The following is a 13,211-nucleotide window of genomic DNA, read 5'->3' on the forward strand; positions in this document are numbered from 1 at the left end:
GCCCCGCACATGGTGTGCGGGGCCCCTCCTCCGTGCCGTCCCGGCGGGTCAGCGCAGGCGGCCCAGGCCGCCGAACTCGATCCACTCGTCGGTGAGCTGACGGGGCGCCACCTCGGTGTCCGGACGCCAGGTGGAGACCTCGACCAGGCCGGGCTCCAGGATCTCCATGCCCTCGAAGTACGCCTCGACGTCCTTGGGCTCGCGGACCCGCCCCCAGTGTCCCTGCGTCGCCTGGTCCATGAAGTCCGTGACGAACTTGCGCACCTCGGCGTCCTCGCTGACCAGCTGGCACATCACCGCGTAGCTGCCGGGGACGAGCCGCTCGGTGACACGGCGGACGACCGCCTGGGGACCGTCGGTGTCGCTGTCCGGGATGCAGTGGAAGACCGAGTTGAACAGCACGGCGACCGGCTGCGAGAAGTCGATCAACCGCTGGGTCTCCGGGTGGGAGAAGATCTCCTCCGTCGACCGCATGTCGGCATGGATGACGGCGGTATGGTCGTTCTGGTCGAGCAGGGCCCGGCCGTGGACCAGCACCATCGGGTCGTTGTCCACGTAGACGACGCGGGAGTCCGGGGCGACGCGCTGGGCGACCTGGTGCACGTTGTCCTGCGTGGGCAGGCCGGATCCGTGGTCGAGGAACTGGCGGACGCCGTAGTCCTGCGCGAGGGTCCTGACCACCCGCTGGAGGAAGCGCCGGTTGTTGAGGGCGAGGCGGCGCGTACTGGGCACCACCTTGTCGAGCTCACCGACCGCGGCCCGGTCGGCCGCGTAGTTGTCCTTGCCGCCCAGGTAGTAGTCGTACATCCGTGCGGCCGTGGGCACATTGGAGTCGATCTCCGTGGACAACCGCTTGTCGGCTTGCATCGTTCCCCCAGCTCCGTACGGGCGCCAACTGGACTGGCATGACAGAGAGTACATCCTAGAGACCGGGTGGTCAGCGAAACCAGGGGTCTGATCAAGTGGCCGTCAAACCCGTTGCCGAGCAGCGGAGTTGACGGCCACCCGTTCCATCAGCCGCGGGCGGCCAGGTACGCGTCCGCGCCGGGGGCCTTGTGGGCCTCCTCCACGCCGACCAGTGCGCCGACGGCCTTCGCGTCGGGCTTCAGGACGTACGTCTCCCGGCTGGCGGGCGCGGTCACGAGGGTGAAGTCCTGCGGGGTGCCGAGACCGGTGTCCGCGTTCTTCTGCGAGCGGTGCGCCTTGACGACGTCCTCGCGGGCGAGGCTGCCGCCCTCACACGCCTTCTTCAGGTCGGCGCCCATCAGTTTGGCGGCGTTGTAGCCGGAGAGCACGCCGGAGTCGACCAGTTCCCCGGGGTACTTCTTGCCGTAGTCGGCGACCATCTTCTTCACGCCCGGCAGGTCGGAGCTGACCGCCGGTGCCGCGCTGACCACGTGGACCATGGCCGCCAGGGCCGCCGCCGCGGGCGTCTTCATCAGCTGCGGGGCGTAGCCGGGGGCACTGCTGACGATCGGCACCTTCAGGCCGCGGGCGGCCGCCACGCCGGCCAGCGAGGCGGTCTGCGCGGGGCCCGCGCTGATCAGCACCGCCTTGACCCCGGCCTTGCTCAACGCGGAGACCTGCGCGGACAGATCGGTGTCCGTGGCCTTGATCTTCTGCCCGACCACCTTCATCCCCGCCTCCTCGGCGGCCCACTCGGAGCCCTCCAGGGCGTTGGTCCCGTAGTCGCCCTCGAAGTACACGTGGCCGATGGTGTCGCCCTTGGCGAGCTTCTTGGTGCGGGTCAGGAAGTCGACGGCGGCGATCATGTCGAGGTCGTAGGTGGTGCCCAGGACCTGCACGGAGTCCCTCCCCAGCAGGGAGGCGGCCCAGGCCTGCGGGAAGGTCAGCATGTGGTCCCGCTCGATGTCGTCCAGCAGGGCCGCGACCACCGGCGAGCCGATGACCTGGGGCAGGGCGACGACGTCCGGGTTGATGTCGGCGTAGGCGGTGACCGCCTTCTGCACGTCGTAGCCGTGGTCCTTGACGACGATCTCGACCTGTCTCCCGCAGATGCCGCCCGCGGCGTTGGTCTCGTCGGCCCACATCTGCTGGGCCTGCACGATGCTCTTGCCGAGGGTGGCGTAGGGGCCGGTGAGGTCGGTGAGCGCGCCCAGCTTGATGGTCTTCTCGCTGACGCCGGGACCGGTCTTGACGCCGTCCGCGGCGTCGTCGGTGCCTTGGCCGTCCGCCTTGGAGCTGCAGGCGGTGCCCGCGAGCAGCACGGCGGCCAGTGCCGCCGCCAGGGCGGCGGTCCGGGCGGTGCGGGGCCTGGGGTGCGTGACGTTCACGGGGTGTGCTCCTTGGCTCGTGCGGCGTTGGCGGTGGTGGTCGGGGAGGAGGGCGGGGACCCGCCGTCGGGCGGGGCGGTGGCGGACGGCCGGCGGCGCAGGCGGGCGCGGGTGCGCCGGGCCAGGCCGTGCAGGCCGTCGGGGGCGTAGAGGAGGATCACGACGATCGCGGCGCCGTAGAGGTAGCGGGACGCCTCGGTCGGGCCGATCGAGCCGCCGCCGGAACCCGGGGTCGCCACCAGCGGCAACTGGTCGGCGTAGCGGGTCATCAGGAGGGGCAGCGCGGTGACGAAGACGGCTCCCGCGGTGGCTCCGGCGACCGAGCCGAGTCCGCCGATGACGATCATGGCGAGGTAGTCGACCGACAGGGCGAGGGAGAAGTAGTCGGGGACGACGCGGCGGAAGGAGAGCGCGAGCAGGACGCCGGCCAGGCCCGCGTACATGGAGGAGACGACGAACGCCGCCGAGCGGTACCGCGCCACGTGCACGCCCATCACCGACGCCGCGGTCTCGCTGTCGCGCAGCGCCACCAGGGCGCGGCCGGGTCGCCCGCGCAGCAGTCCGCGGGCGGTGAACCAGGTGACGGCGAACAGCACCAGGCCCAGGTACCAGAGCCGTTCCTCGGCGCCGAACGGCACGCCCAGGACCGTCAGTTCGGGGTCGGTCTCGGCGAAGGTGAAGCCGCCCAGCTCCAGCGGCGGCACCGAGCGCCCGTTGAAGCCGCCGGTGACCGAGTCCGCGGTGAGCAGGACGTGGTGGCCGAGGAAGACCAGGGCGAGGGTGGCCACGCCCAGGTAGATGCCCTTGACCCGGCCGGCGACGGGACTGAACAGACCGCCGGCCGCCCCGGCCAGGAGTACGGCGAGCAGCGCGGCGAGGGAGGGCGGCAGCCCGGGGCCGGGCTCGCCCGCCAGCCACACGTACCCGTACGCGCCGACCGCGAGGAAGAAGGCGTGCCCGAGGGAGAGCTGGCCGGCGGTGCCGCTGAGCAGGCCGAGCCCGACGGCTCCGATGGCCGCGGCCATGGAGAACAGGCCGATGCGCAGCCAGAAGGCGTCCAGGTAGAACGGCAGCGCGCACAGGAGGAGGACGGGCAGCAGGAGGCCGCCGCGTCGGAGGAGACCGGAGAGTCGGTCAGACACGGGCCGCTCCCTTCGCCGCGAAGAGTCCGGCGGGGCGCACCAGCAGGACCAGCACCATCACGGCGTACGGCGCGACGTCGCCGAAGCCCTCGCCGAGGACGTGCAGGTCGGACTGGTAGCCGGCGACGAACGCCTCGGTGAGGCCGATCAGCATGCTGCCGACGAGGGCGCCGACCGGTGAGGCCATGCCGCCGAGGATGGCGGCCGGGAAGGCCTTCAGGGCGATCTGCCCGGTGGTGCGCTCGAGACCGGGTGCCGGGAAGGCGACCAGGAAGACCGCGGCGAGCGCGGCGAGGCCGCCGGCCAGGCACCAGGCGGCGGTGCGCACCCGGGTCAGCCGTACGCCCATCAGGGCGGCGGCCTCCGAGTCCTCGGCGGCGGCGCGCAGCGAGAGGCCCCACGAGGTGAAGCGGAAGAGGGCGAAGGCGCCGCCGATGGCGAGGGCGGAGACCAGGATCGCGGCGACGCGGCTGTCGGCCACGGTCACCGGGCCGAGGTCGGTCACGGCGTCGCCCCAGGGGTCGCCGAGCGGCAGCAGGTCGCCGCCGATGCGCCGGGCCAGGTCGGTGACCAGGACGATGTCGATGCCGATGGTGACGATGGTCTGGACGTGCGAGGCGTGCGGGTCGCCGCCGCCGACCGGCTGGAGCAGCAGTCGGTCCAGCGCCCCCGCCACGGCCGCCGTCACGAGGACCGCAACGGCCAGCGCCCCGGCGAAGCCGAGGTCGTCGTGGAGGACGGCGACGAGGTAGCCGCCGAGGAGCAGCAGGGAGCCGTGGGCGAAGTTCAGCACGCCGGACGCCTTGAAGATGGTGACGAAGCCGAGCGCGATCAGGGCGTAGACGGAGCCGAGGGCGAGGCCGTTGAGGAGGTTGTCGAGGAAGCCGCTCATGCCGCGTCCTCCCCGGTGGTGCCGGTGCCGAGGTAGGCGCGCAGCACCTCGGGGTCGCGCCGGACCTCGTCGGGGGTGCCGTGGGCGATGGCCTTGCCGAAGTCGAGGACGGTGACCTCGTCGGCGAGCCGCATCACCAGTCCCATGTCGTGTTCGACCAGGACGACGGAGAGGCCGAGTTCGGCACGGATCTCCCGGACGACCTCGGTCATGCGGGCGCGTTCGGCGGCGTTCATGCCGGCCACGGGTTCGTCGAGCAGCAGGACACGGGGCTCCAGACAGAGGGCGCGGGCGAGTTCGACGCGCTTGCGGTCGCCGTAGGAGAGCAGGGCGACGGGCGAGGTGAAGTGGGCTTCGAGACCGACGAGTTCGGCGATCTCCCGGGCCTTGGCGAGATGCTCGCGCTGTTCGCGCACGGCGCGCGGCAGCCGCAGGGCGCTGGCGGCGAAACCGGCGCGGGACAGGGCGTGGCGGCCGAGCATCAGGTTGTCGGCGACGGTGCCCTGCGTGGTGACGATGTTCTGGAAGGTGCGGGCCACGCCGAGCGCCGCGATGCGGTGCGGGGCGAGGCGCGTCAGCTCGGCGTCGCCGAGCCGTACGGTGCCGGTGGCGGGGCGGTACAGACCCGACAGGACGTTGAAGCAGGTGGACTTGCCGGCGCCGTTGGGGCCGATGACGGCGTGCAGGGTGCCGGGGGCGACGGTGAAGGAGACGTCGTCGAGGGCGACGAGTCCGGCGAAGCGCACGGTCACGCCCCGCACGTGGAGCGCGTCGGGGGCGGTCACGCGGCCCCCTGGTCGTCGGTGGTCTCGCCCAGGTAGAGGCGGCGTACGGCGTCGGTCCGGGCGAGTTCCGCGGCGGGGCCGGAGAGCCGGACCTCACCGACCTCCAGGACGTACGCCTCTTCGGCGAGGGACAGGGCCATGCCGGCGTTCTGTTCGACGAGCAGGACGGCGGTGCCCTGGGCGTTGATCTCGCGGACGACGTCGGCGATGCGGTCCACCATCATCGGGGCGAGGCCGAGGGAGGGTTCGTCCAGGAGGAGCAGGCGGGGCGCGGCCATCAGGGCGCGGCCGATGGCCAGCATCTGCTGCTCCCCGCCGGACAGCAGGCCGGCGGCCTGGCGGGGGCGTTCGGCGAGCCGGGGGAAGAGCGCGAAGACGCGGTCCCTGCCCTCGCGGACCTGGGCCGGGGCGCGCCGGCCGAGGCCGAGCCCGCCGGCCCGCAGGTTCTCGTCGACGGTGAGTCCGGCGAACACCCGCCTGCCCTCGGGCACCTGGACGACTCCGGCGCGTACGGCGGCTACCGGGTCCCGGCCGTCGAGTGCCGTGTCGCCGTAGCGGACACGGCCGGCCGTGATCGCCCCTCGGTGCAGGCGCAGAGTGCCCGAGACGGCCCGCAGCAGCGTCGTCTTGCCGGCGCCGTTGGCACCGAGGAGCGCGACGACGGCGCCGTGCGGGACGGTCAGGGACACGGAGCGGAGGGCGGACAGCGCGCGCCCGTACGTCACGTCGAGGCTCTCGACGTGCAGCGCGGGCGCACCGTCCGGTGGTGCTGCGGGCATCGCGGCTCCTAGGGACCGGCCGAATCGGCACGGTGACGGGTGAATGGGGGGAGCTCACGACAGCACGGACACGGGTGCCCGTACAGGGCACCCGGGCCGGGTCGCTGCGGCGTCCCAGTCCGGGGGCGGAGACTCTGTGCGGATGCCCAGGCGGGGGGGGCGGCAGGGGTGCGGGGTGGTGGGGCGGGTGGGGCTGCGGGAACGGGCGGGAGCGCGGTGGCGGGAGCGCGGCTCGGGCGTCCGCGCGATAGAAGCCGGGGGGCCGCAGGGCTGGCGGGCGCGGACGCGGCTGTGGGCTTCGGGAACAGGGCGGAGCGCGGTGGCGGGAGCGCGACTCGACCGTCCGCGCGACAGAAGCCCGGGCGGCCCACGGAGCTGGCCGACGCAGGCGCGGCTGCGGGCTGCGGAAACAGGCCGGAGCGCCCTGGCGGCAGCGGGGCTCGACCGTCCGCGCGACGGAAGCCCGGGGGCCCACGGGGCTGGCGGGCGCGGGCGCGGCTGCGGGCTGTGGGAGCGAGCGGGGCTGCGGTGGCGGTGAGGCGGGTGGGGTCCGCCCGTGGGCGGGGGCGGAATGGGCCGCGGGGGCCGTGAGCGGGCAGGGCTGCCGCCGGGAGGCGGCGTGCCCGATCGCGCGGCGGGAGCCGTGGTCGCTTCCGACGCGCGGGGCCGTGGGACCGAGCGGAGCGGCCGGCCCGCCGTTCGGGGGGCCGCCTCGGTGGAACGGTGAGGTGGTGCGTGGTGGACGGTCGACGCCGCCGCCACGCCCACCGTCCGTGCTGGGTTCGGGCTCGCCCGGGTCAGGCGTGGAGTACCTGTCGTGCCGTCAGCGCCAGGCTGATCTCGACGACGTCGGCCGGGCGGGCCAGGGAGCGGCCGGTCAGTTGTTCGCAGCGGCGGAGGCGGTTGAGGACCGTGTTGCGGTGGCAGTAGAGGCGTTCGCCGGCCCGCTGGGCCGAACCGTCGCAGTCCAGCCACGTGGTGAGGGTGTCGAGCAGCACCTCGCGGTCGGCGGCCTCCAGGCGGAGCAGGGGGCCCAGCACCCGGTCCGCGAGGGCCCGGCCCAGCTCGGGGCTGGAGACGACCAGGGCGGCGGGAAGCTCGTCGGCCAGCAGCACCGTGCCGCCGGACGGCGGGCAGATCTCCAGGGCGGTGTCCGCGAACCTGCGGGCGTCGCCGACGGCGGCGAGCCCGTCGACCGGGCTGCCGACTCCGATACGCAGGCCGGGGAAGGGGCTGTGCGGTTCGGGGAGCCCCTCGTCGGCGTCCGCCAGGACGATGCCGTAGTCGACCTCCGCCCCCGCGTGCCAGTGGACGCGGGTGCCCGGCGGCAGGCCGGCGGCGCGGGCCGCGTCGGGACGGGCGGTCGGTCCTCCGGTGACCGCGACCACGACGTACCGGCCCTGTTCCGGCAGGCCCAGCGCCTGGGCAGCCTCCGGCAGGTCGGCGATGCGGCTGGTGCCGTCGAGCAGGCCGGCCGCCAGCAGCCGGGCCCGGTTCTCGCGGCGCCGGCCGAGCTGCCACTCGGTCTGCCGGTAGGCGTCCGCGACGAGCGTGCAGTGCTCGTCGACGAAGTTCCACACGTCGGCGGCCACGTGCACGAGCAGGCGGACGTCCTCCGGCGCGGTCCTGGACGTCTCCTCGACCAGCCGCTGCCACACCAGAGAGCCGCCGAGGCGGAAGGCGTGCAGCAGGGCGTCCAGCGGAAGGCCCTGTTCCGCGCGGGCGGCGCCGATCCGCCAGGAGCAGCGCCGGGCGGCGTCCCGCGCGCCGCGCGGGTCGAGCAGCGAGGCCACGCTGTGCCGCAGCGACCGGTGGGCCTCCTGCCAGGTCGCCGAGGGATCCCTGGTGAGGGCCGTGCGGTACGCCGGTTCCTGTTCCTCCAGCAGGGCCACCAGCCGGTCGGTGAGGTCGGGCAGGTCGTCGAGCAGGGCGCGGGCGGCCCGGTGCAGGACGCGTATGGCGTCGGCGTCCATCAACGACGCGACGCTCGGTGTCCGCGGGCGTGGAACGGGCGTCAGCCCGATGCGGATCGCTGCTCGTGACCGTACGGCGTGCTGCATCGCGGTCCTCCCCAGGGCAGGGCTCGCGGAGGTGCCCCGCGGCGGACCGTCCCGCCCGCGCCGGGCCTGCCCCCTGACTCGTCCTGCCCCGAAGGATGGCATACCGTCCGGTCGGTCCCTAGGGGCGTGCACCGGTCTTTTCGACGGGTTCGGCCTGTTCGGCCTGCTCGACCAGGCGGGCCAGCTCCAGGCGGGAGCGTACGCCGAGCGCGGCGAAGACCTTGCGGAGGTGGTAGTCGACGGTGCGGGTGCTGACCGCCAGGGTCAGGGCGACCTCCCTGTTGGTGGCGCCCTCGGCGACGTGCCGCGCGATGCGCAGTTGCTGGGGCGTGAGCCGGGTGAGTGTTCCGGTGTCCGCGCTGTCCGACAGCGCCCCCAGCGCGCGCAGCTCGCCGCGCGCCTGCGCCGCCCACACTCCGGCGCCGCACCGGTCGAAGCCGGCCAGCGCGGTGCCGAGCCGGCCGCGGGCCTCGCGGGGTCTGCGGCGGCGCCGCAGCCACTTGCCGTGGAGCAGCGCGGTGCGGGCCCGTTCGAAGTCGCCGCCCGCCTCGTCGTGCCGGGCGAGGGCGTGCCGGTAGAGGCCGTCCGCGCGGTCCGGCGGGGCGAGGAGGGCGTGGCAGCGGGCCAGTTGGGCGGCGGCCTGCGGGTCGGCGCCGAACGCCGCCCAGCCCGCGAAGTCCGTGAGCACCTCGCGGGTCTCCTCGTGGCGTCCGGCGAGGACGGCGGCCTCCACGAAGCACGGCACCGCGAGCCGCCACACCGCGAAGTGACCGCGTCCGGGTCCCGGCAGGACGAGGAGACCGAGCCGGTCGGCGGCGTCGAAGGGGCGTCCCCGGCCGAGGTCGGCCCGGGCCGTCGCCCACTCCGCGAGGGTGGCCACCTGGGCCAGTCCGTGGCGCCGGGCGGTGTCCAGCGCGGCGGTGACGTGCCGGGCGACGACGTCCGGCTCCTCCTCGATCGACGCGGCGAGGGCGAGGACCGCCCGGTGGTGGGCGGCGGTGTTGCGCTGTCCGGCGCGCAGGGCGGTACGCAGTCCCTCCTCCGCGTGGGTGCGGGCCTGCGGGTGCCGCCCGGCGCGGAGTTCGGCGTAGGCGAGGTACTCCAGCGCCTGCGGCACCAGCGCGTCCGACCCGAGCCGGCGGGCGGCGGCCAGCGCCCGGGCCCCGCCCCGGCGGGCGGCCTCCACGTCCCCGAGCAGCAGCGCGGCCGCCGCCGATCGCAGCAGCCCTTCGGGGCGGTCGTCGGTCCTCCCCCGCTCCACCACCTGCCCGAGCGGCGCGACGGCCCGGTCGATCCGCCCTTCGAGCATCGCCCGCATACCGACGCGGTGCTCACGCACGACGGCTGCGAGGTGGCCCGCGGCGCGCAGGGGTGCGGGGTTCGGGTGGACGGGGAGGCTGTTCCGCGGCTCCGGCGCGAGTGCCGCCAGGCACGCCGGCAGGTCGCCCGCCGCCCAGGCCGCGTCGGCGGCGGCCAGGGTGGCGGTGTCGGCGGCGGTGGGGTCGTCGGGGGCGAGGAGGGAGGCGGCCAGCAGCAGGGACTGGTGGGCGTCACCGACGGGGCCGTCCCGCAGTTCCGTCAGTCCCCGCACCAGTTCGGCGCGGCCCCGGACAGCGGCGGGGGCGGCGCTGTCGCGGGCGGCCGTGAGCAGCGGGCGGGCCCGCTCGGGGCGACCGGCGAGCAGGGCCTGCTCGGCAGCGGCCGTGTACCGCTCGGCGCGCGTGGCCGCGTCGGCCGTCAGCTCGGCGGCACGGGCGTAGGCCGTCGCGCGCAGCCCATAGGGCGCGGAGACCGTGTCGTCGGCCGCCGCCGCCAGCCGGTCCGCGAGCCGGGGTGCGGGTGCCGGTGCCAGTGACCAGGACCGGTGCAGCAGCGCCGGAAGCAGGTCGCCGCCCGTCTCCAGTACGTCGGCCAGTGCGCGGTGCGCGGCGCGGCGCCGGTCCGGCGCGGCGGTGGCGAGGACCGCGCGGCGGACCAGCGCGCCGTGGAAGCGCAGCCGGTCGCCGGTCAGGGCGAGTTCGTCGGGCAACGGCGCCGGACGGGGGCCGGGCCCGGGCTCCGGGCGCAGGCGGCGTACGGCGTCGAGGACCAGCCCGGCGTCGGCGTCCGGCCCGTCCGACGCCCGCACGGCGGCCGCCACCGTCAGCAGCAGGTCCCGCGTGTCGCCGCACGGGCCGGTCGGCGCGTCGCCCGCCACCTCGGCGAGGGTCGCCGCGTCGGCCAGCGGGCCGGGCAGGGGCAGGTGCCCGCGCAGTTCGGCGGGTGACAGCCGGCGGACCAGGGCGTGCAGCAGGGCCGGGTTGCCCTCGGCCTCGGCCAGGAGCCGTTCGCGGACGGCCGGCGCCACGGCGCCGTCGGTCAGGTCGTCGAGCAGGTCGGCGGCATCCGGCGGGCTCAGCGGGTCCAGGCGGACGACGGGCAGGTGGGCGAAGTCCGGGTCGACGGCCCGGTGTCCGGCGACGGTGAGGAGGACTCCGGTCGGGCCGTCGGGTCGCAGGCGCTGCGTCGCGCGGCTCAGCTCGGTCCGGGCCGGGGTGTCCCACAGGTGGGCGTCGTCCACGCACACGAGCACCGGGGCCGGGCCGGGCACTTGCCGCAGAGTGTCGAGCAGGTGCTCGGCAGTGGCGGGGGTGTCCGTTCCGGGTCCGGGCCCGAGGCGCAGTACGGGACCGGCCCGGAAGGAGCGGGCGGCCCACTGGAGCAGGGTGGTCCGGCCCAGTCCGGGTTCGCCGGTCAGCACGAGGTGGCCGCCCTGGGCGGGCAGCCCGTCCAACAGCGCGCGCACCGTGTCCTGTTGCGCGCTCCGGCCGTGGATCAGCGCGGCCGTACGTACGGTCGTCTCTCCGGTCATCCCCGGGAGGTTACGCGCGCGTAACCTGGTGCGGAAGGCATCGGTCCGCAGTCGCCGGACGGCACGTCGGCCCTGCCACCTGCACCGGTGTGCCGGCGCCCAACGGGCCGGAGCCGGGGTCGTGCCCCGGCACAGCGGACCGGCGGCGGCCGCGACGTCCCCGCGACCACCGCCGGCCGGTACCGGACGGACCGTCAGGAACCGTGCGGGCAGTTGCCCCGGTACTCCTCGATGGTCAGGCTCGGGCGGGGCAGCGGGCACAGGAACTGCTCGTAGCGGGTGTCGTTGTCGATGAACCGCTTGAGCCAGGAAATGCTGTACTTCGCGATCGTCGTGTTCGACGAGTTCGGCGAGAAGTGCGAGGCGTTGTTCAGCTCCAGGTAGGCGCGGTCCGTCCCGGACGGCAGGCTGGAGTAGAAGGGCTGGGCGTGGGAGGACACCGGGGCGATCGTGTCGCCGTCGGCGCCGAAGATCAGCGTGGGTGTGCTGACCTCGGGCCAGCTCTTGTCCGTGTTCCAGGGGGTGAGCGGGATCGCCGCCTGCAGCGACGGCCGGGACTTGGCGGCCTCCAGGCTGCCGCCGCCGCCCATCGAGTGGCCCATGACGCCGAGCCGGCTGCTGTCGACCCGGCTGCGCACGGAGCTGCGTTCGGTCAGGTAGTCCAGGGCGGCGAGCAGTTGCCGGCCGCGGGAGGCGGGCTGGTCGAGGGTGGTGTTGGTGTCGATGGTGAAGACGACGAAGCCCTGCGAGGCCAGCCGTGCGCCGAGCCAGGAGATGGAGGACTCGTACGCGGTGAAGCCGGGCGAGATCACGACGGCGCCGAACGTGCCGTCGCTGGTGCTGGTCGGGTAGTAGATGGTGCCGCCGCCGAAGCCGGTCACCGCGAGCGAGGAGACGCTGGTGTCCGCCACGGAGTACGGCCCGCGCAGTGCCTCGATGCTGGACTCGGTGGGGGCCGGGCCGCGCTCGTAGGGGTTGTCGGCGGCCTGGGCGCCGGGCCCGGTGAGGGTGCCGAGCGCGAGGACGGCGGTCACGGACGCCGCGAGTCCGGCGAGCCGCCGCCGGGCGCTACGGAACCCGGGCGCGGCGTGGGTGTGGGGGTTCTGCTGCACGAGGGGTGGTCCTCTCTGTCGTGGCGAGCGGCCCGGCCGGTGGTCGCACACGTTCCGGAACACGTGGGGTCGCGTCCCGGGACATCCGCCGGAGGGTGTCGCCGATGAGCTGGCGGTGCCACTGTCGAGGGGTGGTGCGGCCGGGGGGATCGGCAGGATTACCGGTCTCGTGCGACGCGAAGGGCTATCGGAGGGCTGCCCGAGGGCGACGTGAGGGCGTCGCGGTGGGGTGGGCCGGGGCCGCCGGGGGCCTCGCGGCGGCCCCGCTCCGGGCTCGGTCGGCACACTGTCCGCGGGCGTGCCCGGTGTGACACGCTCGGCGTCGGCCGGGCTGTGACACACCGGTCGACTGGGGAACGTCGGCGGGACCCCGAGCGGGTCCGGCACGGTGGAGAGGCGACGGCATGCGTATCGGACTGCTCGGCACCGGCCCCTGGGCCGACATGGCACACGCCCCGGCCCTGGGCGGGCACGACGGCCTGGACTTCGTCGGGGTGTGGGGGCGACGTCCGGACGCCGCCAAGGAGCTGGCGGAGCGGCACGGCACCCGCGCCTACGACGACGTGGACACCCTGCTCGCCGATGTGGAGGCCGTCGCCGTGGCACTGCCCCCGGGCGTGCAGGCCGAGCTGGCCGTGCGCGCGGCACGGGCCGGGCGCCACCTCCTGCTCGACAAGCCGCTCGCGCCGACGGTGGCGCAGGGGCGGGCGGTGGTGGAGGCGGTGCGTGCGGCGGGCGTGGCCTCGGTCGTCTTCTTCACCGCCCGGTTCCAGCCCGAGACCGAGGCGTGGATCACCGGGCAGGCCGAGGACGACGACTGGTTCACCGCGCGGGCGCAGTGGCTCGGCTCCGTCTTCGGCGGCGACGACAGTCCCTTCGCGCACTCGCCGTGGCGCCGGGAGAAGGGCGCCCTGTGGGACGTGGGTCCGCACGCCCTGTCCGTACTGCTGCCGGTCCTCGGGGACGTCCGGCGCGTGTCGGCGGCGGTGCCGGGTCCCGGGGACACCGTCCATCTGGTCCTGGACCACTCCGGCGGCGCGTCGAGCACCGTCACGCTCAGCCTGACGGCGCCGCCCGCCGCGGCCGGGGCGACGGTGGAGCTGCGCGGGCGGGCCGGTGTGACGCTTCTTCCGCAAGCGGTGGAGGGGCCGGTGCCCGCGCTGCGGCGGGCCGCGGACGCGCTGCTCGGAGCGGCGGGCGGTGGGCGGCCGTCGCCGTGCGACGCCGCGTTCGGGCTGCGGGTCACGGAGATCCTCGCCGAGGCGGAGGCCCTGCTGGCCGACCGCCGGTGACCCG

At 75.2% G+C, this 13,211-nt stretch carries 10 protein-coding genes; 1 reads left to right on the plus strand and 9 read right to left on the minus strand.

The window, feature by feature from the left end:
- Window positions 1-48: 48 nt before the first annotated feature.
- From ACFW01_RS21935 to ACFW01_RS21975, 9 genes are all read right to left on the minus strand, one after another.
- Window positions 49-867 (minus strand): SAM-dependent methyltransferase, encoded by an 819-nt coding sequence (locus tag ACFW01_RS21935; protein ID WP_384505747.1) that lies wholly within the window; start codon window positions 865-867, stop codon window positions 49-51.
- A gap of 146 nt (window positions 868-1,013) precedes the next feature.
- Window positions 1,014-2,294, minus strand: a complete 1,281-nt coding sequence (locus ACFW01_RS21940) for an ABC transporter substrate-binding protein (protein WP_234955973.1) — start codon at window positions 2,292-2,294, stop codon at window positions 1,014-1,016.
- Window positions 2,291-3,436, minus strand: coding sequence for a branched-chain amino acid ABC transporter permease (locus tag ACFW01_RS21945; RefSeq protein WP_234955972.1), 1,146 nt, complete (start codon window positions 3,434-3,436; stop codon window positions 2,291-2,293). Before ACFW01_RS21945 ends, ACFW01_RS21940 begins: the two co-directional genes overlap by 4 nt.
- Entirely contained in the window at window positions 3,429-4,328 is a 900-nt protein-coding gene (locus tag ACFW01_RS21950; protein WP_234955971.1) for a branched-chain amino acid ABC transporter permease, read from the minus strand. Before ACFW01_RS21950 ends, ACFW01_RS21945 begins: the two co-directional genes overlap by 8 nt.
- Entirely contained in the window at window positions 4,325-5,113 is a 789-nt protein-coding gene (locus ACFW01_RS21955; protein ID WP_234955970.1) for an ABC transporter ATP-binding protein, read from the minus strand. Before ACFW01_RS21955 ends, ACFW01_RS21950 begins: the two co-directional genes overlap by 4 nt.
- Window positions 5,110-5,892 (minus strand): ABC transporter ATP-binding protein, encoded by a 783-nt coding sequence (locus tag ACFW01_RS21960; RefSeq protein WP_234955969.1) that lies wholly within the window; start codon window positions 5,890-5,892, stop codon window positions 5,110-5,112. Before ACFW01_RS21960 ends, ACFW01_RS21955 begins: the two co-directional genes overlap by 4 nt.
- A gap of 797 nt (window positions 5,893-6,689) precedes the next feature.
- Entirely contained in the window at window positions 6,690-7,952 is a 1,263-nt protein-coding gene (locus ACFW01_RS21965; RefSeq protein ID WP_384505752.1) for a PucR family transcriptional regulator, read from the minus strand.
- Between the two features lie 118 nt (window positions 7,953-8,070).
- Entirely contained in the window at window positions 8,071-10,803 is a 2,733-nt protein-coding gene (locus ACFW01_RS21970; protein ID WP_384505755.1) for a LuxR C-terminal-related transcriptional regulator, read from the minus strand.
- Between the two features lie 194 nt (window positions 10,804-10,997).
- Window positions 10,998-11,915 carry a dienelactone hydrolase family protein gene (locus tag ACFW01_RS21975; RefSeq protein ID WP_234955966.1) on the minus strand — a complete coding sequence of 306 codons (918 nt, stop codon included), beginning with the start codon at window positions 11,913-11,915 and terminating at the stop codon, window positions 10,998-11,000.
- Between the two features lie 404 nt (window positions 11,916-12,319).
- Between ACFW01_RS21975 and ACFW01_RS21980 the strand changes: the two genes are divergently transcribed.
- Window positions 12,320-13,207, plus strand: a complete 888-nt coding sequence (locus ACFW01_RS21980; protein ID WP_384505759.1) for a Gfo/Idh/MocA family protein — start codon at window positions 12,320-12,322, stop codon at window positions 13,205-13,207.
- The last annotated feature ends 4 nt before the right edge of the window (window positions 13,208-13,211 follow it).

It is taken from the genome of Streptomyces sp. NPDC058985 (genome assembly GCF_042740985.1).
Classification (GTDB): Bacteria; Actinomycetota; Actinomycetes; order Streptomycetales; family Streptomycetaceae; genus Streptomyces.

Excerpts from the sequence above, each read along its gene's own strand:
- ACFW01_RS21950 (WP_234955971.1), bottom strand. The coding sequence starts at position 4,328 with ATGAGCGGCTTCCTCGACAACCTCCTCAACGGCCTCGCCCTCGGCTCC.
- ACFW01_RS21970 (WP_384505755.1), bottom strand. The coding sequence starts at position 10,803 with ATGACCGGAGAGACGACCGTACGTACGGCCGCGCTGATCCACGGCCGG.
- ACFW01_RS21935 (WP_384505747.1), bottom strand. The coding sequence starts at position 867 with ATGCAAGCCGACAAGCGGTTGTCCACGGAGATCGACTCCAATGTGCCC.
- ACFW01_RS21980 (WP_384505759.1), top strand. The coding sequence starts at position 12,320 with ATGCGTATCGGACTGCTCGGCACCGGCCCCTGGGCCGACATGGCACAC.
- ACFW01_RS21965 (WP_384505752.1), bottom strand. The coding sequence starts at position 7,952 with ATGCAGCACGCCGTACGGTCACGAGCAGCGATCCGCATCGGGCTGACG.
- ACFW01_RS21960 (WP_234955969.1), bottom strand. The coding sequence starts at position 5,892 with ATGCCCGCAGCACCACCGGACGGTGCGCCCGCGCTGCACGTCGAGAGC.